Below are 22,362 nucleotides of genomic sequence, written 5' to 3' on the forward strand. Positions count from 1 at the left end.
GGGACATCCGCAAGATCCCGGCCCGTGCAAGCGAGCACGGGCGACCCGTGATCACGGAGTGGAACAAGGCGCCGTGGTCACCGGTGATACGGCACCCTCACGTGGTGCGGCCCGTTCGCCTCGTGACCCGGGCCGCACTCGTACAGCGTTTCCGTCCGGTCACCGGAGCCGTAGGCCGCCGGTGGCACTGCCGTGCAGTGGCCGACGGTCCAGCGCATGATCACGTCAGTGGGAGTGACCGCGTGGCGCAGGCTCCGGTGCGCCTCGGCGCGCTTCAGGACGACGTAGCGCAGCCGGCCGGTGTCGATCAGCTCGCGGAAGCCACCGGACGTCGGATGGGGGACCCGGCCGGTGAAGCCGCCCACGGGCAGCACGTGCGCGTCGGCGGAGATGATGTAGGGCGCGGCCTCCCACCAGCCGGGCACCGCGGCCAGGTACTCGGCGCCGCCCCGGTGCGCGGTCAGGTAGGCCAGCAGCCGTTCCCGGGTCGGGCCGAGCGTCGCGAGCGGGTTGCCCACCCGGTGGTTGGTGGGGCCCACGCGGCCCAGCGAGCCGGGCTGGTTGTAGCGCAGGGACAGCGCCGACGCGGACCAGACGGCCGGGACGAGCAGCACCGCGGCGAGCCCGGCGGCCAGGCCGGCCGTGACGAGGCGCGGCTGTCGACGGACGCAGGCAAGCACCAGGGCGACCAGGGCTACAAGGCCGAGGGCCGCGGCGGTGGGGACGGACCAGGGGAAGAAGCGCGGGTACCACAGCGTCAGGGTCACGCACCAGGCGAGGTTCACGGCGATCACGCCGGGCAGCGCCCAGGCCCGCCGGCCGCCCTTGCGGCACGCCCGCCAGGCCCCTACGGTCCCGGCGCCGCCCAGCGCGGCCAGCGCCACGGCGACGACACCCATGTAGTAGGTGTGTCCGGTCACGCTGCCGAAGCTGAACACCAGGAAGAACGTGACCAGCCATGACCCCCACAGCACATGGCCCGCCAGCACTCGGTCCGTGCGGCCCGCACGCCTCCGCCACAGCGCCCACGCACCGCCCGCGAGCCCGAGCGCGGCCAGCGGGTACAGCCATCCGGTCTGGGTGGCGATCCCGGGGCTGAACATCTTCCAGACGCTGTCGCCCATGCCGGGTCCGGTGCCGGCGGTCCGCAGGCTCTCGTTGGGGGCGACGCTGCCGGCGGCGGCCGCGTCGAGGCCGTGGAAGCGGGTCAGGAAGTTGTAGCCGACGACCAGACCGTAGGCCGAGTTGTCCGTGGTGCCGTCGAGGTAGGGGCGGTCGGACGCCGGGGTCAGCGTGGCCACCGCCATCCACGACAGCGACACGCCGAACGCCACCGCGCCGGCCAGCGCCACGTCCAGGAGCCGACGGCGCAGGGTCGTGGGCGCGGCGACGAGGTAGGTGACGGCGAGCGCGGGCAGCACCGCCCAGGCCTCCAGCATTTTGCACTGGAAGGCCAGACCCACCCACACTCCCGCCAGGCACAGCCGGCGGCCCCGGCCCCGCTCGGTCGCCCGCTGGGTGGCCGCGGCGGCCAGGAGCAGCAGCAGGGTGAACGGCGAGTCCTCCGTGACGGACCGCCCAAGGCCGACGAACACGGGAGTGAGAGTCAGGAAGCCGGCCGCCAGCAGACCGGCCGGCACGCCCGCCCAGCGGCGCACCAGGCCATGGAGCACGACCACGCAGGCCATGGCCTCGATCGCCTGCGGCAGCACCAGCGCCCATGGACGGAAGCCGAAGACCAGCGCCGACAGGGCCTGCGGCCACAAGTAGCCGGGCAGCTTGTCGATCGTGATCGTGTTGCCCGGGTCGAAGGACCCGTAGAAGAAGGCGACCGGACTGTCGGTCATGCTGCGCACGCCGGCCGCGTAGAACCCGTGGAACGAGCTGTCGTCCAGGCCCCACAGGGTGAGCACGGCGGCGACCGCCACGATGCCCAGCAGCACCGGGAGTTCGTACGCCGGCCTGGGCGAACCCGTGCGGGGCACGGGCGGCGCCCACCCCCCGGCGCGGGGACGGGGCAGCATGGCGGAGATGGCGCGCGCCGGCGCGGGCTCGGTGGCGCGCTCGCGGGTCGGCTCGCTGTGGGGGGTGAGCATGAACGGCCTTTCAGGACTCCCGAAGACTCGATCCGGACGCGGTGGGCGATCCGGATCTTGGGGAGTATCCGTCGGTCGACATGCACGGAATCTGAACGGAGATTTAACCGTGTGCAGGTCTCACCGCCCTCTCACCGGAATGGGAGGTAGCGGGAACTGCAGGTAAGAGGGGGATCCGAACACCGGCGTCCGGGCCGCTCCCGCGCACGGGAGGCGCGCCCCACACGCGGGGCGCGCGCGGCGCGCGTCGGAGGAGGGCCGTTCACACGTGTCCGTGCCGGTGCGCGGCCCCGACAATGGTGCGTCGAACGGGCCCGCCCACCCATCCGCTCGGGGCGGGCCCTGTTCACAGCCCTTCACAGCCCTTCGCGGGCCTCCGGACCGGGAGCTACGCCCCGCTCTCCCGGAGCATGTCCGCACGCTCGACGAGCTTCACGCGCTCACGGCCCTGCGGCTCGCCCAGGGCCTTCTCGGCGGCGTCCAGCTTGTACCAGCCCTCCCAGGTGGTGAAGCGGACGTTCCGCTCGGCGAGGAAGGCGTCGACGGCCTCCGGCTCCGGCGAGGCCGGGGTGTGCAGACGGCCGTTCGCGTGGTCGTCGAGAAGGGCGGACACCGTCTCGTTGGCGTCACCCTTGGTGTGGCCGATCAGACCGACGGGTCCGCGCCGGATCCAGCCGGTGACGTAGGTGGACTGCAGATGGCCGCCGCTCTCCTCGATCACCCGGCCGCCGTCGTCCGGGACGGTGCCCGAGTCGATGTCCCAGGGCAGCTTGGGCAGCTTGTCGGAGAGGTAGCCGACGGCGCGGTAGACGGCGCTGACGTCCCAGTCCTTGAAGGTGCCGGTTCCCTTGACGTTGCCGGTGCCGTCCAGGGTGGTGCGCTCGGTGCGCAGGCCGACGACCTTGCCGTCCTCGCCGAGGACCTCGGTGGGCGACTCGAAGAAGTGCAGGAACAACTTGTGCGGCCGGTCGCCGATGTCCCGGATCGCCCAGTTCTCCAGGGTCTTGGCGACCATGTCGGCCTGCTTGTTGCCGCGCCGGGTCTCGATCGAGCCCGCGTCGTAGTCGATGTCCTCGGGATCGACGATGACCTCGATGTTGGGGGAGTGGTCCAGCTCCCGCAGCTCCATCGGGCTGAACTTCGCCTGCGCCGGGCCGCGCCGGCCGAAGACGTGGACCTCCAGGGCCTTGTTCGCCTTCAGACCGTCGTAGACGTTCGGCGGGATCTCGGTGGGCAGCAGCTCGTCGGCCGTCTTGGCGAGGATGCGGGCCACGTCGAGAGCGACGTTGCCGACGCCCAGCACGGCCACCTTCTCCGCCTCCAGCGGCCAGGTGCGCGGTACGTCAGGGTGGCCGTCGTACCAGGAGACGAAGTCGGCGGCGCCGTACGAGCCGTCCAGGTCGATGCCGGGTATGCGCAGCTCGCGGTCGGCCGTGGCGCCCGTGGAGAAGATCACCGCGTCGTAGAAGGCGCGCAGGTCGTCGAGGCTGATGTCGGCCGGGTAGTCGACGTTGCCGAAGAGCCGGATCTGCGGCTTGTCGAGCACCTGGTGCAGGGCGGTGATGATGCCCTTGATGCGCGGGTGGTCGGGGGCGACGCCGTAGCGGATCAGGCCGAACGGGGCGGGCATGCGCTCGAAGAGGTCGATGGACACGCCGGGCTCGGCGGCCACCTCGGACTTGAGCAGGGCATCGGCGGCGTAGATCCCGGCGGGGCCGGCTCCGACGATGGCTACCCGCAGGGGGCGCGGCATGATCTGGTTCCCTTCGAGCGAAAACAGGCTACTCGAACGGGAAGCCTAAGCTAAGGCAGCCCTAAGTTGGTACGCGGGTCCGTTCTATGACGTCATAAGCTGAGTTTATGCCTGGCGCGTACTCTGTTCCCGGCGCACCGAGGGGCGGTGTCGGGGAGCGAGGGGTGAGGGCGTGGGCGCAGGCTCGGACGCGGGGACGACCGTCGCGGTGACCGGCGGCAGCGGTTTCGTCGGCAGCCATCTGGTACGGCGGCTGCTGGAGCGGGGATACCGGGTCCGCGCCACCGTGCGCGACACCTCCCGGGCCCGCAAGGTACGGCCGCTGTGGGAGATGCAGGAGGCCTTTCCCGGCCGACTCGACCTGTTCGCGGCGGACTTGCTGAAGGAGGGGTCCTTCGACGAGGCGCTGCGCGGCTGTGCCGTCGTCTTCCACGTGGCTTCGCCTTTCCTGATGCCGGAGAGGATCAGGGACGGGCGACGGGACGTGGTGGACCCGGCGCTGCTCGGCACCCGCAATGTGCTGGCGAGCATCGAACGGACCCGGGAGGTCCGCACCCTGGTGTTCACCTCCACCGTCGGTGCCGTCTTCGGTGACTACGCCGACGTCCTGGAGATGGACGGCCAGGTGCTGTCGGAGAAGTACTTCAACACCACCAGTACGGTGGCGAACAATCCCTACCACTACGCCAAGACCGTCGCCGAACGCGCCGCCCGGGAGGCCGAGGCGGCCCAGGACCGCTGGCGCATGGTGTCGCTCAACCCCGGCCTGATCCTGGGCCCTTCGCTCACTCCCGCGTCCGAGTCCGGCAGCCTCTTCCTGCTGGACGAGCTGTTCAAGGGCTACTTCTGCTACGGCGCCCCCGACTTCAGCTTCACCACGGCGGACGTGCGTGACGTGGCCGACGCGCACATCGCGGCGGCGGAGAACCCAGCCGCCGAGGGCCGTTACATCGTCGCGGCCGAGACGATGACGTCCTTCCACGAGATGTCGCGGATCATCCGGACCCGCCACCCGCGTGACCTCCGCCTGCCGCGCACCGCGCTGCCGCACTGGCCGGTCAGGGTCCTGGGCCCGGCGTTCGGCCTCACCCAGGACTACATCCGCAAACACCTCGGCATCCGCTTCCGCGTCGACAACGCCAGGAGCGTCCGGGACCTCGGCCTCACCTACCGGCCGGTCGAGGAGACCCTCCTCGACCACTACGACAGCTGGCGCGCCCGGCGGAGAACGGGCTGACCGGCGCCGGTCCCGGCGGGGGTCAGGCGGGCCGGATCACCCGGTGGATGGCCGACTCCCCGGCGCCGTAGACCGACTCCTCCCGGATGAACGCCCCCGGGCCCGGCGCGTGGATCATCAGACCGTTGCCGGTGTAGAGGCCGACGTGGCTGTCGTTGTCGAAGAACAGGACGATGTCCCCGGCCTCGATCCCGGCGAGCGTGACCGGCGTGCCGGCGAGCGCCTGCTGGGCGGCGGCCCGCGGCAGCGTGACCCCGGCGGCCTTCCACGCCGCCTGGGTGAGACTGGAGCAGTCGTACGAGTCCGGCCCGGTCGCCCCCCAGACGCACGGCCTGCCGACCTGCGCCCGCGCGAACTCCACGGCCTTCGCGGCCCTCGCGGCGTAGGCCGCCTCCGGGGCGACGGCCGTGACGGACGCGACGGCGGGCGCCACGAAGGAGCCGGTATCGGTGATGGCTCCCGGCCCGAAGGGATCGGCGATGCCGGCGGGTGCGGGTGCGGCGCCCAGGGACGGATGGGTCGTGGTGGGCGGGGCGGGGATCGCGCCGAGGTACGGGTCGACGGTGGCCGGGGCCGCCTCGGCGGGAACGGTGGGTGCGGCGCCCAGGGACGGTTGGGTCGTGGTGGGCGGGGTGGGGATCGCGCCGAGGTACGGGTCGGCGGTGGCCGGGAAGGCGAGGGACTGAGCGGCGGTGTCGAAGGATGGGGCGGCGGTGGGCTGGGCGGTGACGGGCGGGAGGGGGTCCGCCCCGCCGGCCGGTGCGGTCATGGCGCCGGGCCAGGGCGCGATGGTGCCGGGAGCCGCCGTGGCCGTACCGGACGGCGGGGCGGGGACCGCGCCCAGGGAGGTGTCCGCGACCGCGGGGGGCAGGGCGGCTCCCGCCGTCGTGCCCCCGCCGGGCAGCGCCCACTGCAACTGCCGTCGCCACTCGTCGTCCGACTGCTGCTGTCCCGGTACCTCCGTCGCCGGCCAGGCGTCCTGCGTGGGCGCCGCCGGGACCGCCGCCAGGGGCACGCTCTGCTGCGTCGCACGGCGGGACAACAGGTCCCGGGCGGCGGTGAGTTTGCGCTGGTTGCGGCTCTTGGAGGTGGCGGGGGAGCGCCGGTCGGGCTCCGCGCCGGACGCGGCGGGCAGGGCCCTCGGCGGCTCCGGCGCGGCGGGCAGCGCGGCGACGGTCCGGCCGGCCGGCAACTCCGGTGTGGCGCCGGTCAGTTCTGCGACCGGCCCGCTCGTCAACTCCGCCACCGGCCCCCGGGTCAGCTCCGGTACGGGGCGCGCGGCCGGCTCCGCCGTGGGCAGGCCGAGCAGTTCCGCCACCGCACGTTCCGACCCGGCGGTCAGCTCGGGCAGGGCACGCGCGCCGGACGCCCACTCACCCCGCGAGGAACCGCCCCTGGCCAGGCCACGGGCCCCGTCCGGCATCCGGTCGGCGGGCAGCGCCGCCGCAACGGTCGGTCCCGTCCTGGCGCGTGCCGCGTCGAACCACTGCCGGGTCATCTCCTCCAGCCCGGGGTCCGGCCGCGAGCCCCGCCGCTTGGCCAGCGGGACACCGCGCGAGCGCGTCCCCGCCGACATGGCACGGGTGGCGTTGAAGTTCCCGGTGGCGTTCTCGGCCTGGGTGTAGAGGGTGTCGATTCGCTGCCGAACCTCGCGGCTCTCCGACGCCATAGGAGGCGTACTCCTTCCGTGCACCGCTTACCCGGGTGAGCGCTGGGGGAGGGTTCGGGCGGTCGAATGCGGAAGGCGTGCCCTACGACCCCTGCCCGCGGGGCAGTCGAGTCGATTCACCCCTGTGTCGGTCGGGGCCCCGGCTCCGGACGCCACGGCGGGCCCCGGATTCAGCGGAGGCCACGCGGCCCGGCGGGGTTCGCCGGGGGGAGCCGTGCGGCCTGACGTCAACCTAACGAACATGTGTGACTCGTGTGAAGGTTGAAGTGCGGAATGTCCGATACGAATTTGTGATGTTCGCCGCGCCGTTCGAGGCTGGACATCGCAACTCGGCCATCGTGGCCGGTTTTCCGCGCGCTGACGCTCCGTCGGCCGTGGGTCAGGTGACGCGCAGGGTCCGCTTGGCGAGTTCGTACGCCGGGAGCATCTCCTGGTGCTCCTGGGTGTCCAGCCCGCCGAGGTGGACGACGACCGGACCGTGCGGGGTGGGGACCGCGAGGGCGCTCTCCCGCTTCGTCTCGTCCAGGAGCTTGCTGGTGTAGAGGTAGTCGACCTCCACGCCGGCCAGGCCACCGGTGCTGAAGGCGCGGTACGTCGCCTTGCTTGTGTGGCCCTCGGCGGACACGAAGGCCTTCAGTACGGTGCGCGGGTCGCCGGCGTCCGGCTTGCCGGTCCACACGCGGATGAAGCCGATGTTCCCGGCGGGCTTGGCGTCGATCTCGCAGGCGGCGGTGACCGGTCCCTGGTGTGCCGGCGCGTCGACGGGGTCACCTGCCAGTTCGTTGCCGGAGCCGCCGGTGGAAGGCTTGGCGTCGATGGACTTCGGCTTCCAGTTCCGGGCGAAGTCGAAGCTGACCGGAAGGGCGCAGGCGGACCCGGCCGCCCCGAGCCTGCCGCCGCTCTGCGCGACCCCGGCGGCCGCCCCCGTAGAGGCGGACGCTCCTGCGGAGGCGGCTGCTCCCGCGGTCGCAGCCGGCTTCGCCGCACTGGCGTGCGACCCCGCGCAGCCGGTCAGCGAGCCCGCCACCACTGCGGCCGGCAACGCCACCCGCGCCGCTCCGCCCATAACCGTCCCCACCGCGAGCCGCACGGCTGTCCCCCCCTCGTTCCGCAGGCGGCTCACTGTAACCAAGGGGGCCGACGCGCCGTACCACGTGCCGCCGTTGTCGACAGCGAGATCACCATTGTTGACAGCAAGTCACATTACTGAACCGTAACATCATGGCTGCTACCCACGGTAACACCCTGGCCGGTACCGTCCTGGCAGCCGCTTCGGAGACCCCCTCCACCTCCCCTGCCCAGGAGGTTCCCCATGCCCGTACGCATCCCTCTGCTGGCGATCGCCGTCGCCGCCGCCGCCTGTCTCGGCGCCCAGTCCCTCCCGGCCGCCGCCTCGGACACGGTCGTCTCGCGCGGGGTGACGATCCCCGCCTTCTACGACCCGCCCGCCGCCCTGCCAGCCGCCGACGGCACCGTGATCCGCAGTGAGCCCCTCCCGCTCGCGCTGAGCCTGCCCGGGATCGACGGACCGCTGCCGGGCCGCGCGACCCGGCTGATGTACAAGTCGACCGACTCCAACGGCGACCCGGTCGCGGTCACCGGCGCCTACATCGAGCCCACCGCGGTGTGGCGGCACGGGGGACCGCGCCCGCTGGTCGCCGTCGCCCCCGGCACCATGGGACAGGGCGACCAGTGCGCGGCCTCGCTCGGGCTGGAACATCCGCTGACGCTCAACGGCCGGACCCTGTCCGTCGGTTACGAGGATCTGGCGATCTACCGGCTGCTCGCCGAGGGTGTCGCCGTCGTCGTCACCGACTACGTCGGCCTCGGCGCCACGGACCGGCTGCACACCTACGTCAACCGTCTCGACGGCGCCCACGCGGTGCTGGACGCCGTACGCGCCGCCCGGACCGTCGACGGCGCCTCGGTCACGGCCGCCTCGCCGGTCGGCCTGTACGGCTACAGCCAGGGCGGCGGCGCGACCGCGGCGGCCGCCGAACTCCAGCCCTCCTACGCCCCGGACGTCACCCTGGCCGGCACCTACTCGGGGGCGCCGCCCGCCGACCTGGCCGCCGTCACCGCGGCCATCGACGGCAGCGACCTGGCCGGTGCCCTCGGCTGGGCGGTCAACGGCTTCGTGCAGTCGGACCCCGCCCTGAGGCCCGTCGCCGAGGCGCACCTCAACGCGGCCGGCAAGGCGGCCCTGGCCGACCTGTCCACCATGTGCGTCGGCGACGCGATCCTCGCCTACGGCTCCGCGCACAGCACCGCCTGGACCACCGACGGCAGGACGATCAGCGACATCGTCGCCGCCGAGCCGGCACTGAAGGCCTTCCTCGACCGGCAGCGCATCGGCACCCTGAGACCGGCGAGCCCGGTCCGGGTGGCGACCGGCGTCAGCGACGACCTGGTCCCGCACGCGCAGGCGCGACGGCTCGCCGTCGACTGGTGCAGGGCGGGCGCCGACGTCACCTATGTGCCGGTCCTGCTGCCCGGCGTCGGCCGGGCCCTGCTCAACCACTTCGCCCCGCTGCTCAGCGACCAGGGCGCCGCGATCGCCTGGCTCACCGACCGGCTGTCCGGCAGGCCGGCCGCCTCCACCTGCTGGTCCCTGCCGGCCCAGCCCTGACTCCGGGCGACGTGCCCGGTTTGCGGGTGGCCGGGTCCGCACGGCAGGGTCTGACCGTGCCTACCTTGCTGATCGTGCACCACACCCCCTCGCCCCACTGCCAGGCGCTGTTCGAGGCCGTGGTCTCCGGGGCGACCACGCCGGAGATCGAGGGCGTGCGCGTCGTGCGGCGGGCGGCCCTGTCCGCCACCGCCTCCGACGTGCTCGCCGCCGACGGATACCTGCTCGGCACGCCCGCCAACCTCGGCTACATGTCGGGGGCCCTCAAGCATTTCTTCGACCAGATCTACTACCCGTGCCTCGACGAGACCCGGGGCCGCCCCTTCGGCACCTACGTCCACGGCGGCAACGACGTCACCGGTGCCGTGCGCGGCATCGACTCCGTCACCACCGGCCTCGGCTGGCGCCGCGCGGCCGAGACGGTGACCGTGACCGGCGAACCCGGCAAGGACGACATCGAGGCCTGCTGGAACCTGGGTGCCACGGTCGCGGCCGGCCTCGCGTCCGGCACCTGAGCGCTACGTCCACCTCATCCCGAGGTCGGACAGCTGCCGCACCCGCTCGGGGGCCAGCGCGGCGGCGCGGCTGCGCTGGTTGCCGATCCACACGCCCAGCCTGACCGGCCGCCGCTGCGCGCCCTCGGTGAGGATCTCCACATGACCGCGCGGCACCCTCAGGTGACCCTCGCGCCGGTGGAACTGGGCGGCCGCGGCCAGGTTGAGCGCCCAGGCGGCGGCGTGCGGGACCCGGGGCGAGGGCCGCTCCTCCTCGCTCGCGGGCTCGATGCCCAGTACATGGGCGCACAGCCACCGCCGGCCGACGCTCAGCTCGTCCCAGCCCAGCCGCTGGGCGCGCACCCAGCGGCCGAGGTCCTCACCCTGCCGTACGGCCTCGCCCGGCGCCGTGGGCAGCCGGCCGCCCTCCGCCAGGTGGAGCCGGGTGAGGTGGAAGCGGCGCTGCCACTCCACCGGCCAGGCCGGGCACCAGGCCGGGTCGATCTCGTCGAGTTGCTCGCGCCGCTCCTCCGCCAGCTCCCCGGCGCGGGCCGCGGCCCGCTGGTTCTTCAGCCAGATGCCCACCTTGAACCCCTGGTGCGCGGCGTCCTGCGGGGCCAGCAGATGGCCGTGCTCGGCCGCCCAGGCACGGGCGGCGGCCAGCCCCTCGTCCCAGGCGACGTCGAAGTGGGACCAGACCATCCCGAGCCGGTCCAGCCGGCTCGCGCGGTCCGGTGCGAGGGTGCCGCGCGCGTGGAAGCGGCGGGCGTCGGCGATCCACTGCCCGAGCGGGAAACCGGCGAGGGCCGGCGGCCAGCCCGCGGCCTCGGCCTCCTCGCCCGCCGGCACCCGGAAGGTGAACGGCACCCGCAGGTCGCCGTGCGCGCGGACGTACAGCACCGAGGCCTCCACCCCGCGCAGCCAGTGGGCGCGCTCCGGGTTGACGACGCGCAGTTCGATGAACGCGGCCAGTCGCGCCGGGTCCCTCGGCGTGGAGAACTTCAGCAGGGCCCGGGCCCCGGCACTCACTCCCGGCGGTCCCTCGCCTGCCTCCTCGTCCCCGCCGCCCAGGTCCCGCCCCTTGGGCGAGCGGCTCGGCGCCTGCGGCTCGGCCAGCCGCTCCACGATCCGCGTGTCGTGCGCGCGCAGCGCCTCCAGCAGCCGGGCGAGCCCCGCGTAGGCCCGGCTGGTGAGCATCGTGTCGGGCGTCTCGCCCGGCCCCAGCAGCACCGGCACGACCAGCGAGGCGGTCTTGCCCTGTCCGGGCCGCACCCGCAGCGCCCGCCCCACGGCCTGCACCAGGTCGGGCATGGAACCCCGGACGTCGGCGAAGTACACCGAGTCGCAGTGCTTGGTGTCCACGCCCTCGCCGAGCACCCGAACCGAGCTGAGGAAGGCCCGCCGCCGGGTGCGGGCGAACCCGTCGAGCACACGGCGCCGGTGCGGCGGCGCGTGGTCCCCGCACAGCCATTCGGTCCACACGGCGCGCGGGTACGTCCGGGGAGCCTCGGCGTGCAGCCGCGCCGCGACGTCCGGCAGCCCGGCCGCGAACGCCTCCGCCTCCTTGACCAGGTGATGGAAGACCAGCGTCCGCCGCAGCCTCTCCTCGGCCGCCGCCTTGACCAGCGCCGTCTGCAGCGCGGCCAGCCGGGCCCCGCGCACCTCGTCGCTACCGCGTTCGCCGCCCAGCAGCTGGGCGGCCTGCAGCCGGGTGTCGGTGACGTCCACGCACACCACCTGGTAGGGCGCGCAGATCCCCCGGTCGATGGCCTCCGACAGGGTCAGTGTGTGGCAGCGGGCGCCGAAGGGACCGTCCGGGTCGTCGTCCATGGAGGCGACCAGCTCACCCGGCACGCCCTCCCCGCCGTCCTCCTCCGGCTGCCACAGCCTGGGCGTCGCCGTCATGTACAGCCGCCGCAGCGACGGGACGCGGGCGTTGTCGTGGACCACCGCCCACGGCTTGCCGATCCGCCCGGAGGTGCGGTGCGCCTCGTCCACGACGACCAGGTCCCAGCCGGGCAGCCCGGCGGTGTGCGCCCGCTCCAGCGTGCCCAGGCCCAGGGAGGCGTACGTCGCGAAGACGGTGACCTTGTCGAACGGCCGTACCCGCGCGACCAGTTCGGCCACGTCCGTGGTGTTCGGGAAGCCCGCCTGGTCGCCGCGGAGCGAGGACACGCCGATCACCGGGCCGGTACGGCCGCCCGCCCGCCATGCCGCCTCGGTCTGCGCCAGCAGGTCGAGGGAGGGCACCAGCACCAGCACCCGGCCGGCCCGCAGCTCCTCCGCGGCGCGCACCGCCACCAGGGTCTTCCCGGACCCGGTCGCCATGACCACCTGGGTGCGCAGACCCTGTGGGGGCAGCGCCCCGCCGGCCGGCAGCCCGAGCGCCCGGACCACCTTGTCCACGGCTTCCCGCTGGTGGGGACGTAGTCTCACGCCACCGACGATAGCGCCCGGGGCGGCGGGGACGACGCGGACCGTCGGACCCTCGCGAAGACACGCCGGACGGGTGCCAGGCCGTGCAGAGGAAACGTGCCGCCGCTCTCAGGTGCAGCGCGAGGCAGGTCCGTCGTCGTGCCGGACCCAGACGGAGTCGATCTCGCGGCCGTCGGGCAGGGTGTGCCGGGGCGGCCCCTCGTCCGGTACGAAGCCGGCGCGGGCCAGTGCCCGCCGGCTCGCGGTGTTCCCGGTCTCCGCGCCCGCCCGGACCGTCTCCATCCCGCAGTGGGTGTGGCCGAGCACCGCGCCGGCCCGGAACAGTTCGGCGCCCAGCCCCTGCCCACGGCAGCGCGGGGCCAGCCAGCCGCCCATCTGGCCCCGGCGGGGCTCCAGTTGCAGTGCCCCGGCATAGGCGCCGTCCGTCCGGCGCACACAGACCAGGAACAGCGGGTCATCGGGGCCGGGCTCGAACCGTCCGGCCAGATGCCGGGGGATACGGCGGCCGTCGTCACCGGCGGGCCGCATCTCCAGCAAGGCGCGGCGCCGGCCCGGGTCGGGCACCGCCCGGTCGGCCCGGGTGCCGAGCCAGCGTTGCGCCTCCGCGTCCGCGCTGGCCGCGAGCGCCGCCGCCACGTCCAGCAGGGTCCGGGGAGTGAAGAGCAGCAGCCGCTCGGTGGCCAGGACGTGCCGGCCGGGCCCGCACCGGCCGGGCACCGGCAGCCCGGGCGCGCCCCGGCCACGACGGATGAACGACCAGACCATGTGCCCCCCTGGCGACGGTGTTGGGCCCTGAATGTATCCGGGGCGGGCCGCTTGCCGTAGGTCCGGTGCGGGGCGGATGGCGGTCAGGGAGGTGGGGGCCGGGTGGGGGGAACCCGGCCCCCACGGTCAACTCGGCCCGCCCGTGCCCGGCTTGGGTCGGGTACGGGTCCAGGAGGGGTCGGCCGAGAAGTCAGGGATCGGTGGGGGTCGGTCCATGGGGTAAGGATCCTTCGGAGGTGTGGGGGAGTTCGGCCCAGACGACACGCGCCGGCCGGCCGGGTACGACCGTGACGCCCCAGTCACTGCTGAGCGCGTCGACCAGGAAGAGGCCGCGGCCGTTCTGGTCGTCGGGCCCGGACCGGCGGGGCACCGGGAGCGTGGGGCCCCGGTTCTGGTCCTCGACCTCGATGCGGACCCGGTCCGTGCCGCCGTGCAGCCGACAGGTGATCCGCTCGCCGGGCGAGTGCACCAGCGCGTTGGTGACCAGCTCGGAGGTGACCAGCACGGCGTTGTCCAGCACGTCCTCGCCGACCCCCCAGGAGGACAGCAGGGCCCGCACGACGCGGCGGGCCGCGGCGACCGCCGCCGCGGTCGCGGGCAGGTCGAACGCACCGGCGGGGCGGGGCGGTTCGGCCCCGGAGGCGAGCGGGCGGTCGGGGCCGTGGGGCCCAGGGAGTCGACCGGGCAGCTCGCCTCCGGGTGGCACAGGGGTGATCGCCGCCGGCGACGGCCGCTGCGCACGCTCGGCGGCGGGCAGCGGCAGGGGAAGGGGTATCGGCAGGGGGTGCTCACCGGGGAGCCGGTCCGCGGTGAGCCGGTCCAGCGGCTGGGGGAGGGAGGGCGGAGCCATCGCCGTACGCCTTTCGTCCGGCCTCGCAGCGTGGGGGGCAGGTCGGTCTCTCGTCCACCGGCCGCGTGGGAAGCAGACGGCGACCCGCCCCTGACAGGGGCGGATGGCAGCCCCGTCTCCCCCGACCGGACCGCACCGCCTGCTCCTTCGGTCGACCGGAGCAGTGAGTCCACTGTGACATCAGCCAACAACGGCCCGCAACCGGCAAGTTGAAAATTGCAAGAAGCCAAGTGCATGCTGCTCCCGTCGACAAGTGATCGAACGTCGTCGGGAAACGATCGCGTGAGACGGTGACCCTGGAACCTGTGCGAGGGGGTAGGGCGTGACCGCGGAGACCGACTGGGGCGGCGCGCCCTCCGTGCTGCGCATGATCCTCGGCCGGCAGCTGGAGGAGCTGCGGTGCCGGGCCGGTCTGACCTACGAGCAGGCGGGCGCCGCCATCGGCGTCAGCCACTCCACGATCCGCCGGATGGAGGCCGCCAAGGTCGCCCGGCTGCGGCTGGCGGACGCCGAGAAGCTGCTCCAGGTCTACGGCGTCACCGACCGGCAGGAGATCGACACCTTCCTGCAGTCGGTGCGCGAGGCCAACAAACGCGGCTGGTGGCACACCTACCGTGACGTCATGCCGGACTGGTTCGCGGCCTACCTCAGCCTGGAGCAGGCAGCCCTGCAGATCCGCGCCTACGAGAACCAGTTCGTGCACGGCCTGCTGCAGACCGAGGCGTACGCCCGCGCCCTGCTCGGCGCGGGCAACCCGCACGCTCCGGCCGAGGCGACGGAACGCCGGGTGGCCCTTCGCATGCGCCGCCAGGAACTGCTGGGCCGGCCGGGGCCGCCGCGGCTGTGGGTGGTGATGGACGAGACGGTGCTGCGCTGGCCGGTCGGCGGCGCCGAGGTGATGCGCGCCCAGGTCGACCATCTCATCGAGGTCAACCGGCTGCCCCAGGTGACCCTGCAGATCATGCCGTTCGCCAACGGCCCGCACCCGGCCATGCGGGCGGGCGCGTTCCACCTCTTCCGGTTCCGGGCGCGTGAACTGCCCGACATCGTCTACCTCAACGGGCTGGTCGGCGCCGTCTACCTCGACAAGGGGGACGACGTCGTGGTGTACCGCGAGGCTCTGGACCGGTTGGGCGCCCAGGCGGCGCCCGCCCGTAAGACCGAGGCCCTCCTCGGCGCGATTCGCAAGGAGCTATGACGTGCACCACCTCATACGCAACGGCATGCCGTCCCGGGAACTGGGCGTACGCGGCTGGACCAAGCCGTGGAGCGACGACGCCGGAGGGGCCTGCGTGGAGGTCAAGAGGCTCGCGGACGGGCGGGTGGCCGTGCGCCAGTCGACCGACCCCGACGGGCCGGCGCTGGTTTTCACCCCCCGCGAGATGACAAGTTTCCTGGCGGGTGTGAAGGCGGGTGACGCCGACTTCCTCCTGTGAACCGCCTTGTTTTTACCGCCCGTTCGCCAGGGACGTCCGCACCTGAGCACCTTCCCGCCTCCGCACCTCCACGACCGCACGCCCCCACACCTCCACGACTCGAAGGGGAGACACCACGTTGCCCGACAACGGATGGCCGGCCGACCGCATCGACACCGAGAACGCGCACTCCGCGCGGATCTACGACTACATCCTGGGCGGAAAGGACTACTACCCCGCCGACCAGGAGGCGGGCGACGCGATGGCCCGGGAGTGGCCCGCCCTCCCGATCCATATGCGCGCCAACCGCGACTGGATGAACCGCGCCGTGCGCTGGCTCGCCGAGGAGGCCGGGATGCGCCAGTTCCTGGACATCGGCACCGGCATCCCGACCTCCCCGAACCTGCACGAGATAGCCCAGTCGGTGGCCCCCGAGTCCCGGGTGGTCTACGTCGACAACGACCCCATCGTCCTCACCCTCTCCCAGGGCCTGCTGGCCAGCGCGCCCGAGGGAAGGACGTCGTACATCGAGGCCGACTTCCGTGACCCGGCGGCCATCCTGGACGCCCCCGAGCTGCGCGAGACCCTCGACCTGACGCGGCCGGTGGCGCTCACGGTGATCGCGATCGTCCACTTCATGCTCGACGAGGACGACGCGGTGGGTGTCGTACGCCGTCTGCTGGAGCCCCTGCCCGCCGGCAGCTACCTGGCGATGTCCATCGGCACCGCCGAGTTCGCGCCCGACGAGGTGGGCCGGGTCGCCCGCGAGTACGCGGCCCGCAACATGCCGATGCGGCTGCGCACCATCACCGAGGCCCACGAGTTCTTCGAGGGCCTGGAGCTGGTCGAGCCCGGTATCGTCCAGGTCCACCGTTGGCACCCGGACGGTACCGGCGAGCAGGGCATCAGGGACGAGGACATCGCGATGTACGGGGCGGTGGCCCGCAAGCCGTGACGACCCCGCGGCCGGGGCGCACAGCCCCGGCCGGCGGTGGCGGGCAGCCCGGCTGACCGAAAGAGACCCCCGCACGTCCGGAATGCAACGCAACCTCTCGCGTCCTTCGGCCGATGGGGAATTTCCCGGAACGGGCCGGAACCAGCCCGGGGGGAATGCGGTCTTAAGCTCCGTCGACGCCCGGGAACAGCCCGTTCGCGTAGAAAACGGGGATAAGACACACATGTCCATGCATGTCCGCAGCCGCAAGACCCTGCTCACCGCCGCCGCCCTCGCCGCCGGCCTGTCCCTCGCCGCCGTCACCCCGGCCCTGGCCGGCACCGGCGCGAGCCACGCCGCCCGCCCGGCCGCCGTTTCGGGCGCGCAGGGCGACCCGCGCAACGTCACCCAGCGCGTCGCCGACTTCTACGGCGCCTACATCGACTCCGTCTGGTCCGACCAGGACCCCGCCGCGGCTGCCGACGCCAAGGCCCTGCGCGCCTTCTACCTGACCTCGGCCGCCCAGAAGAAGGTCGCCGCCTACGAGGCGAAGGAGCACGCCGACGGCATCCTCTTCGCCCAGAACGTGCCCGTGAAGTGGAAGGTCGTCTACACCGGCTCCGGCGCCGGCCACGCCACCAGCAGGGTCACCCTCACCTGGAGCGACGGCACCGGCGCCGAGGTCACCAGCATCGACGTCCAGTCCGACCTCAGGACGCTGAAGATCAGCGACCTGAAGCCCGTCGGCTGACCTCCACGGGACCGCGGGCACCGGCCTGGGAACGGTGCCCGCGCTGGCGGCGCTGCGACGGCGCGGGAGTGCGGTGCAGGGCGATGAGCGCCGCGTCGTCGTCCAAGCGCCCCCCGGCGTGGGCGAGGAGGTCGCGCCGGATGTGGTGCATCAGCGCCTCCGGGCTGTCGTCGGTCCACCGCGCCACCCGCTCCGTCAGCGGGTAGAAACGGCCCCGGGCGTCCCGCGCCTCCACGACACCGTCGGTGTACAGCAGCAGGGTGTCCCCGGGTTCGAAGGAGAACACGTCCAGCGTGTACTCCGCGCGCTCGTACACCCCGAGGGGCGGCGAGGGGTGCAGGCTGGGGACGCTGACCGCGTGCCCGGGGCTCAGCAGCAGCGGCGGCGGATGCCCGCAACTGGTCATGCGGGTGACCGGGTCCCGGTCGGGGATCTCCACCAGCAGGGCGGTGGCGAACCGTTCGCCCACCTCCTCCGGCGGTTCGAAGTCGGCCGTGTACCGGTTCACGCTCTGCTCCAGGGTGCCGGCCAGCCCCGGCAGGGTGGTGTGCCGGTGCGCGCTCTCCCGGAAGGCGCCGAGCAGCAGCGCGGCCTCGCCGATGGCGGACAGGCCCTTGCCGCGGACGTCGCCGATCAGGACCCGGACGGCGTCGTCCGTCCTGGTCGTGGCGTACAGGTCGCCGCCGATCTGCGCCTCGTCCTCGGCGGCCAGGTAGAGGGAGGCGATCCGCAGCGGGCCGATCTGCTCCGGCAGCGGCCACATCAGCACGTGCTGGGCGGCCTCCGCCACCGTGCGGACCTGGGCCAGCTGGGCCCGGCGCCGCTCGCGGACCGTGCCGTAGACCACCAACAGCACCGAGAGGACGGTCAGGGCGACGATCTGCACGAGGTGGTTGGTGCTGCCCAACCCGCCGTGGAAGACGGCGATGACCACCTGGGCGGCCACCGCCAGCGCCCCGACGAAGGCCGTCGTCCGCGGTCCCGCGAAGGACAGCGTGAGCGCCGGGGCGATGACCAGCGCGGGCCCGAGATGGACGTTCTCAGGGGTGCGCAGGTCCACCACCGTGATCACCACGATGAAGGCGACCGGAAGCAGCAGCAGCGCATGGGCCGACTGCCACGACTGCCGCAGTTCCCCGATGCTCCGCCCGGGCCCCATGGCTACCAGCGTGCGCCACCGCCGGTCGGGCGGCCACTCACCGCCCGCGCCCGGTGTCGGCGCACGCCCATCGGGTACCCGCACTGTCCCAGGGCCTGTCGGCCGTCGGGGCGCCACCACTGGTGAGGGGAGTGGTCATGACGCAGAACGGCGAGGAGACGACGCCGGCCCGGCGACGGGAGGCCACCGAGCTGCGCCTGGCGCCGGAGGGACCGGAGCGGCCGGCCACGGTGGCACGGCACTCGCCGGACCCGCCGGACGCCGAGGACCTGCCGCGCGACCGCAGCCAGGCGATCCTGGAGACCGCCAAGCAGATGGGCGCTCTGCTGAAGAAGGCGGGACACACCTTCGCGCTGGCCGGCAGCGTCGCCGTGTACGCCCACGGCGGCAGCCGCCACCTCCAGCACGACGCCGACTTCTGCATCCTGCCCGACGACGCCGACGCCGTGGCCGCCACCCTGCGCGAGGCCGGTCTGCAGGTGCGCATCCCGCCGGAGGACTGGCTGCTCAAGACCACCTGCCTGGGACAGCCCGTCGACATCATCTTCGAACTGGGGCACCGCCCCGTCACCCCGGACATGCTCGACCGGGCGCAGGACATCCCGGTCGACTCCGTGCACATGCCCGTTCTCGCGCCCACCGACCTGATGCGCGGCCTGGTCACCGCCTTCTCCGAGCACCACTGCGACTTCGGCTCGGTGCTGCCGGTGGCCCGGGCGCTGCGCGAGAAGGTCGACTGGGAGCACGTACGGGGCTCCTGCGGCGAGGAGCCGATGCCCGCCGCGTTCCTCTTCCTCCTCGAACGGCTGAACGTGATCGTCCCTCGGGAGGGACAGCCATGACCCACCACCACGCCGCCCACGCGGAGAGTCTCGACTACCAGGTGGCCCACCTCGCCGACCACCTCGCCGCCGGCCCCCTCGGCGAACTGGGCATCCGGCTCGTGCCGAGAGGCGACGCCGTGCTGCTGACCGGCACCGTGCCGTCCGCGCAGTGCCGTGACGAGATCCTGCGCATGGCCGGGGAGGAGCTGGCGGGGCACCCGGTGCACAGCGACATCCTGATCGCTGGGACCTCCTCGCCCGACCACGCGGAGGAGCTGCCATGATCCGGATCGCCGCCGTGGGAGACATCCACATGGGACCCGAGAGCCAGGGCACGCTCCGCCCGTCCTTCGAGACCCTGCCCGAGTGCGCCGACGCCCTGCTGCTGGCCGGGGACCTCACCCGGCACGGCACCCCCGAGGAGGCCAAGATCGTGGCCCGGGAGATCCAGGACCTGCCGGTGCCGGTCGTCGCCGTCCTCGGCAACCACGACCACCACGCCGACCGGGCCGAGGAGGTCGGCGAGATCATCCGGGGGGCGGGCGCGCATGTCCTGGAAGGGCAGGCCGTCGTGGTGGCGAGCGGCGCCGCGCGCATCGGCGTGGCCGGCACCAAGGGCTTCGGCGGCGGCTTCGTCGGCCGCTGCGCCGGGGAGTTCGGCGAGCCGATCATGAAGGAGTTCGTCCGGTACTCCCGCCGGCGCGCCGACGGCCTGCGCGCGGCCCTCCAGGAGCTGGACGGACGGCAGTGCGACGTACGGATCGCGCTGACCCACTTCTCGCCCGTGCCGGACACCCTGGCCGGTGAGCCGCCGGAGATCTATCCGTTCCTCGGCAGCTATCTGCTGGCCGAGGCCATCGACACCGGCGGCGCCGACCTCGCCGTCCACGGCCACGCCCACGCCGGCACCGAGCACGGCATGACCAGCGGCGGGGTCCGCGTCCGCAACGTGGCCCAGCCGGTCATCGGCCGGGCCTTCCACGTCTACCACCTGCACGCGCGCGAGCCGGCCCTGGAGAGCGCCGTCCCGTAGGGCCGGTACCGGCGACAGGGCCTCAGCGGTTGACGGTCCGCATCCCCGCCTCGTCGTACCGCTCTCCCGCCACCGGCGGCAGTTCGGCGTCGATGCGGGCCAGGTCGTCCTTGGTCAGCTCGATGTCCACCGCGCCCGCGTTCTGCTCCAGGTAGCTGCGGCGCTTGGTGCCCGGGATCGGCACCAGGTCCTCGCCCTGGGCCAGCACCCAGGCGATCGCCAGCTGCGCCGGGGTCACGTCCTTCTCCGCGGCGATCTCCTTCACCTTGTCCGCCAGGCGCACGTTCGCCTGGATGTTGGCGTCGGTGAAGCGCGGGCTGCTGCGCCGGTAGTCGTTCTCGTCCAGCTCCTCGGGGGAGGAGAAGCGGCCGGCGAGGAAGCCGCGGCCGAGCGGCGAGTAGGGCACGAACCCGATCCCGAGTTCCCGGCAGGCGGGCAGGACCTCGGCCTCCGGGTCGCGGGTCCACAGCGAGTACTCGGTCTGGACGGCGGTGACGGGGTGGACGGCGTGGGCCCGCCGGATGGTCTCCGCCGCCGCCTCGCTCAGCCCGATGTGCCGCACCTTGCCCTCGGCGACCAGCTCCGCCAGGGCGCCGACGGTCTCCTCGATGGGCACGTTCGGGTCGACCCGGTGCTGGTAGTAGAGGTCGATGTAGTCGGTGCCCAGACGCTTGAGCGAGCCGTGGACCGAGCTGCGCACATGCTCGGCCGAGCCGTCCTGGCGGCCCACCGTGCTCATGTCGCCCGGGACGGCGTCGTCCATCCGGTAGTTGAACTTGGTCGCGATCACGTACTCGTCGCGGTGCCCCCTGACGGCCTCGCCGACCAGCGACTCGTTGGTCAGCGGCCCGTACATCTGCGCCGTGTCGAGGAAGGTGATCCCCAGTTCCAGCGCACGCCGGATGGTCTTGATGCCCTCGTCCTGGTCCGCGGAGCCGTAGAAGGCGGACATTCCCATGCAGCCGAGGCCGATGGCCGACACCTGGAGATCCCGCAGACTGCGCTGTCGCATGTCAGTTCCAGCCTTTCCTTGCACGTGGTGTTCTCCTCGGACGCTACGACTTCGAGCGCACGCGAAGTCAAGCCGGCGCCCGGCGCCCGGCTAGGGGTTGAGCCGCACCGGCAGTTCGAAGAGGTCGTTCTGGGTCACCACGGGCTTGTTCCGCAGCTCGGTGGCCGGGACCGCCAGGTCCAGGCGGGGGAAGCGCTCGTAGAGGGCGGGGAGCGCCACGCCGGCCTCCAGGCGGGACAGGGCCGCGCCCGGGCAGACGTGCGGGCCGTGGCCGAAGGAGATGTGCCGGTTCGCGCTCCGCCGGGTGACGTCGAAGGCGCCCGCCGTCGGTCCGTGCGCCCGCTCGTCGCGGCCTATCGCGCCGTACGACACGATCAGCGCGTCCCCGGCGGGGATCACCTTGTCGCCGACCGGGACGTCCTCGGTGGCGAAGCGGATCAGCACGTGCGAGGTGGGGGTGGAATAACGCAGGGTCTCCTCGACCACCGCCTGCCAGTCCGCCTCGCCGGACAGCACGAGGGCGCGTTGCTCCGGATGGGTGGAGAGGTTGACGACGGCGTTGACGATCAGGGAGATCGTCGTCTCGTGGCCGGCCGCGACCATCAGCTGGAGGGTGGAGACGATCTCCTCGTCGGTGAGGCGGTCGCCGTCCTCGGAGGCCAGGATCAGCGCGCTGGTCAGGTCGTCGCCCGGCTCGGCCCGCTTGGCGGCGACCGTCCCGGCCATGATCCCCGCCAGCTCCGTGAGGGTGGCGACGACCTCCCCGGGCGGGGTCTGGGTGGAGAAGAACTTCTCGAACAGCATCTTCAGGCGGGGCAGCCGGGACTCCTCGATGCCCATGAGGTCGGCGATGACGTACATGGGCAGCGGGTAGGCGAAGGCCGCCTTCAGGTCCACGACGTCGCCCTCGAGGCCCTCGAGCAGGTTCTGCGTCAGCTTGGTGATCCGCTCCCGCAGCTGCTCGACGCGGCGCGGGGTGAGTGCCTGCGCGACGAGCGAGCGCATCCGGCGGTGCTCGGCGCCGTCCACGGTGAGCATGGAACGGCCCGGGTTGGCGAGCCCGATCAGCGGCCAGTCGGCGGGGATCTCGCCGCGCCGCCAGGCACCCCAGACGTCGATGTCCTTCACCAGGCGAGGATCGGTGAGGAGTCGCCTGGCCTCGGCGTGGTGGGTGACCGCCCACACCGGCACGCCGCCGGGGAGTTCCACGGCGGCGAGCGGCCCCGCGGCGCGGAGCCGGGCGCTCTCGCCGTCCAGGTCGCCGACGAACGGGTCGAGGGCTATGCGCGTGCTCATACTCGGGTG

Annotated in this window: 20 protein-coding genes; 10 read left to right on the forward strand and 10 right to left on the reverse strand. The window is 73.2% G+C overall.

From position 1 onward, the window contains the following. Positions 1-77: 77 nt before the first annotated feature. Positions 78-2,096, reverse strand: a complete 2,019-nt coding sequence (locus ACFYMM_RS36210) for an ArnT family glycosyltransferase (protein ID WP_388394863.1) — start codon at positions 2,094-2,096, stop codon at positions 78-80. A 388-nt stretch (positions 2,097-2,484) separates the two neighbouring features. Beyond that, positions 2,485-3,849 (reverse strand): FAD-dependent oxidoreductase, encoded by a 1,365-nt coding sequence (locus ACFYMM_RS36215; protein ID WP_388394865.1) that lies wholly within the window; start codon positions 3,847-3,849, stop codon positions 2,485-2,487. Between the two features lie 172 nt (positions 3,850-4,021). On the opposite strand from ACFYMM_RS36215, the gene ACFYMM_RS36220 reads away from it, so the two are divergent. Beyond that, positions 4,022-5,086, forward strand: a complete 1,065-nt coding sequence (locus tag ACFYMM_RS36220) for an NAD-dependent epimerase/dehydratase family protein (protein ID WP_388394868.1) — start codon at positions 4,022-4,024, stop codon at positions 5,084-5,086. A gap of 22 nt (positions 5,087-5,108) precedes the next feature. Here ACFYMM_RS36220 and ACFYMM_RS36225 read toward each other — a convergent pair whose 3' ends face one another. Further along, a complete protein-coding gene (locus ACFYMM_RS36225) occupies positions 5,109-6,755 on the reverse strand; it encodes an NlpC/P60 family protein (protein ID WP_388394871.1) in 1,647 nt (548 codons plus the stop codon). A 379-nt stretch (positions 6,756-7,134) separates the two neighbouring features. Beyond that, entirely contained in the window at positions 7,135-7,821 is a 687-nt protein-coding gene (locus ACFYMM_RS36230) for a lipoprotein (protein WP_388394974.1), read from the reverse strand. Positions 7,822-8,067: 246 nt separating this feature from the next. On the opposite strand from ACFYMM_RS36230, the gene ACFYMM_RS36235 reads away from it, so the two are divergent. Both ACFYMM_RS36235 and ACFYMM_RS36240 read left to right on the forward strand, forming a co-directional pair. Then, positions 8,068-9,384 carry a lipase family protein gene (locus tag ACFYMM_RS36235; protein WP_388394874.1) on the forward strand — a complete coding sequence of 439 codons (1,317 nt, stop codon included), beginning with the start codon at positions 8,068-8,070 and terminating at the stop codon, positions 9,382-9,384. A gap of 56 nt (positions 9,385-9,440) precedes the next feature. After that, the gene (locus ACFYMM_RS36240) at positions 9,441-9,899 is read left to right on the forward strand and encodes a flavodoxin family protein (protein ID WP_388394876.1); all 459 of its coding nucleotides are present in this window, start codon (positions 9,441-9,443) and stop codon (positions 9,897-9,899) included. Between the two features lie 3 nt (positions 9,900-9,902). On the opposite strand, the gene ACFYMM_RS36245 is transcribed toward ACFYMM_RS36240, so the two are convergent. The 3 genes from ACFYMM_RS36245 to ACFYMM_RS36255 form a co-directional block, all read right to left on the reverse strand. Beyond that, positions 9,903-12,314, reverse strand: a complete 2,412-nt coding sequence (locus ACFYMM_RS36245; RefSeq protein ID WP_388394878.1) for a Helicase associated domain protein — start codon at positions 12,312-12,314, stop codon at positions 9,903-9,905. A gap of 108 nt (positions 12,315-12,422) precedes the next feature. After that, positions 12,423-13,079 carry a GNAT family N-acetyltransferase gene (locus ACFYMM_RS36250; RefSeq protein WP_388394881.1) on the reverse strand — a complete coding sequence of 219 codons (657 nt, stop codon included), beginning with the start codon at positions 13,077-13,079 and terminating at the stop codon, positions 12,423-12,425. 190 nt (positions 13,080-13,269) lie between these two features. Beyond that, on the reverse strand, positions 13,270-13,929 hold the full coding sequence (locus ACFYMM_RS36255) for an ATP-binding protein (RefSeq protein ID WP_388394883.1): 660 nt from the start codon (positions 13,927-13,929) through the stop codon (positions 13,270-13,272). Between the two features lie 322 nt (positions 13,930-14,251). Here ACFYMM_RS36255 and ACFYMM_RS36260 point away from each other — a divergent pair, with 322 nt between their 5' ends. The 4 genes from ACFYMM_RS36260 to ACFYMM_RS36275 all read left to right on the forward strand — a co-directional run bounded on the left by ACFYMM_RS36260 (position 14,252) and on the right by ACFYMM_RS36275 (position 17,029). Further along, a complete protein-coding gene (locus ACFYMM_RS36260) occupies positions 14,252-15,127 on the forward strand; it encodes a helix-turn-helix domain-containing protein (RefSeq protein WP_388394885.1) in 876 nt (291 codons plus the stop codon). 25 nt (positions 15,128-15,152) lie between these two features. Further along, the gene (locus ACFYMM_RS36265; RefSeq protein WP_388394976.1) at positions 15,153-15,365 is read left to right on the forward strand and encodes a DUF397 domain-containing protein; all 213 of its coding nucleotides are present in this window, start codon (positions 15,153-15,155) and stop codon (positions 15,363-15,365) included. Positions 15,366-15,483: 118 nt separating this feature from the next. Then, positions 15,484-16,299 (forward strand): SAM-dependent methyltransferase, encoded by an 816-nt coding sequence (locus ACFYMM_RS36270; protein WP_388394887.1) that lies wholly within the window; start codon positions 15,484-15,486, stop codon positions 16,297-16,299. Between the two features lie 223 nt (positions 16,300-16,522). After that, a complete protein-coding gene (locus ACFYMM_RS36275; protein ID WP_388394889.1) occupies positions 16,523-17,029 on the forward strand; it encodes a hypothetical protein in 507 nt (168 codons plus the stop codon). Here the strand turns inward: ACFYMM_RS36275 and ACFYMM_RS36280 are convergent. Further along, complete coding sequence (locus ACFYMM_RS36280) at positions 17,004-18,188, reverse strand: PP2C family protein-serine/threonine phosphatase (protein WP_388394890.1); 1,185 nt, start codon at positions 18,186-18,188, stop codon at positions 17,004-17,006. The two genes, ACFYMM_RS36275 and ACFYMM_RS36280, sit on opposite strands and share 26 nt — an antisense overlap. A 137-nt stretch (positions 18,189-18,325) precedes the next feature. Here ACFYMM_RS36280 and ACFYMM_RS36285 point away from each other — a divergent pair, with 137 nt between their 5' ends. From ACFYMM_RS36285 to ACFYMM_RS36295, 3 genes are read left to right on the forward strand one after another with little or no spacing between them, the layout of a single operon-like run. After that, positions 18,326-19,030: a hypothetical protein gene (locus tag ACFYMM_RS36285; protein ID WP_388394892.1), complete on the forward strand. Its 705-nt coding sequence runs from the start codon at positions 18,326-18,328 to the stop codon at positions 19,028-19,030. Beyond that, positions 19,027-19,296: a BON domain-containing protein gene (locus tag ACFYMM_RS36290; protein ID WP_388394895.1), complete on the forward strand. Its 270-nt coding sequence runs from the start codon at positions 19,027-19,029 to the stop codon at positions 19,294-19,296. Before ACFYMM_RS36285 ends, ACFYMM_RS36290 begins: the two co-directional genes overlap by 4 nt. Next, complete coding sequence (locus ACFYMM_RS36295) at positions 19,293-20,045, forward strand: metallophosphoesterase (RefSeq protein WP_388394897.1); 753 nt, start codon at positions 19,293-19,295, stop codon at positions 20,043-20,045. Before ACFYMM_RS36290 ends, ACFYMM_RS36295 begins: the two co-directional genes overlap by 4 nt. Positions 20,046-20,067: 22 nt before the next feature. Here ACFYMM_RS36295 and ACFYMM_RS36300 read toward each other — a convergent pair whose 3' ends face one another. Together ACFYMM_RS36300 and ACFYMM_RS36305 are read right to left on the reverse strand one after the other, a co-directional pair. After that, positions 20,068-21,057 carry an aldo/keto reductase gene (locus ACFYMM_RS36300; RefSeq protein ID WP_388394900.1) on the reverse strand — a complete coding sequence of 330 codons (990 nt, stop codon included), beginning with the start codon at positions 21,055-21,057 and terminating at the stop codon, positions 20,068-20,070. Between the two features lie 90 nt (positions 21,058-21,147). After that, entirely contained in the window at positions 21,148-22,353 is a 1,206-nt protein-coding gene (locus ACFYMM_RS36305) for a cytochrome P450 (RefSeq protein WP_388394902.1), read from the reverse strand. Between the last annotated feature and the right edge of the window lie 9 nt (positions 22,354-22,362).

The organism is Streptomyces sp. NPDC006739, assembly GCF_042869815.1.
Lineage (GTDB): Bacteria > Actinomycetota > Actinomycetes > Streptomycetales > Streptomycetaceae > Streptomyces.

Excerpts from the sequence above, each read along its gene's own strand:
- ACFYMM_RS36235 (WP_388394874.1), top strand. The coding sequence starts at position 8,068 with ATGCCCGTACGCATCCCTCTGCTGGCGATCGCCGTCGCCGCCGCCGCC.
- ACFYMM_RS36255 (WP_388394883.1), bottom strand. The coding sequence starts at position 13,929 with ATGGCTCCGCCCTCCCTCCCCCAGCCGCTGGACCGGCTCACCGCGGAC.
- ACFYMM_RS36280 (WP_388394890.1), bottom strand. The coding sequence starts at position 18,188 with ATGGGGCCCGGGCGGAGCATCGGGGAACTGCGGCAGTCGTGGCAGTCG.
- ACFYMM_RS36305 (WP_388394902.1), bottom strand. The coding sequence starts at position 22,353 with ATGAGCACGCGCATAGCCCTCGACCCGTTCGTCGGCGACCTGGACGGC.
- ACFYMM_RS36210 (WP_388394863.1), bottom strand. The coding sequence starts at position 2,096 with ATGCTCACCCCCCACAGCGAGCCGACCCGCGAGCGCGCCACCGAGCCC.
- ACFYMM_RS36265 (WP_388394976.1), top strand. The coding sequence starts at position 15,153 with ATGCCGTCCCGGGAACTGGGCGTACGCGGCTGGACCAAGCCGTGGAGC.
- ACFYMM_RS36300 (WP_388394900.1), bottom strand. The coding sequence starts at position 21,057 with ATGCGACAGCGCAGTCTGCGGGATCTCCAGGTGTCGGCCATCGGCCTC.
- ACFYMM_RS36250 (WP_388394881.1), bottom strand. The coding sequence starts at position 13,079 with ATGGTCTGGTCGTTCATCCGTCGTGGCCGGGGCGCGCCCGGGCTGCCG.
- ACFYMM_RS36290 (WP_388394895.1), top strand. The coding sequence starts at position 19,027 with ATGACCCACCACCACGCCGCCCACGCGGAGAGTCTCGACTACCAGGTG.
- ACFYMM_RS36275 (WP_388394889.1), top strand. The coding sequence starts at position 16,523 with ATGTCCATGCATGTCCGCAGCCGCAAGACCCTGCTCACCGCCGCCGCC.
- ACFYMM_RS36215 (WP_388394865.1), bottom strand. The coding sequence starts at position 3,849 with ATGCCGCGCCCCCTGCGGGTAGCCATCGTCGGAGCCGGCCCCGCCGGG.
- ACFYMM_RS36285 (WP_388394892.1), top strand. The coding sequence starts at position 18,326 with ATGACGCAGAACGGCGAGGAGACGACGCCGGCCCGGCGACGGGAGGCC.
- ACFYMM_RS36295 (WP_388394897.1), top strand. The coding sequence starts at position 19,293 with ATGATCCGGATCGCCGCCGTGGGAGACATCCACATGGGACCCGAGAGC.
- ACFYMM_RS36225 (WP_388394871.1), bottom strand. The coding sequence starts at position 6,755 with ATGGCGTCGGAGAGCCGCGAGGTTCGGCAGCGAATCGACACCCTCTAC.
- ACFYMM_RS36230 (WP_388394974.1), bottom strand. The coding sequence starts at position 7,821 with ATGGGCGGAGCGGCGCGGGTGGCGTTGCCGGCCGCAGTGGTGGCGGGC.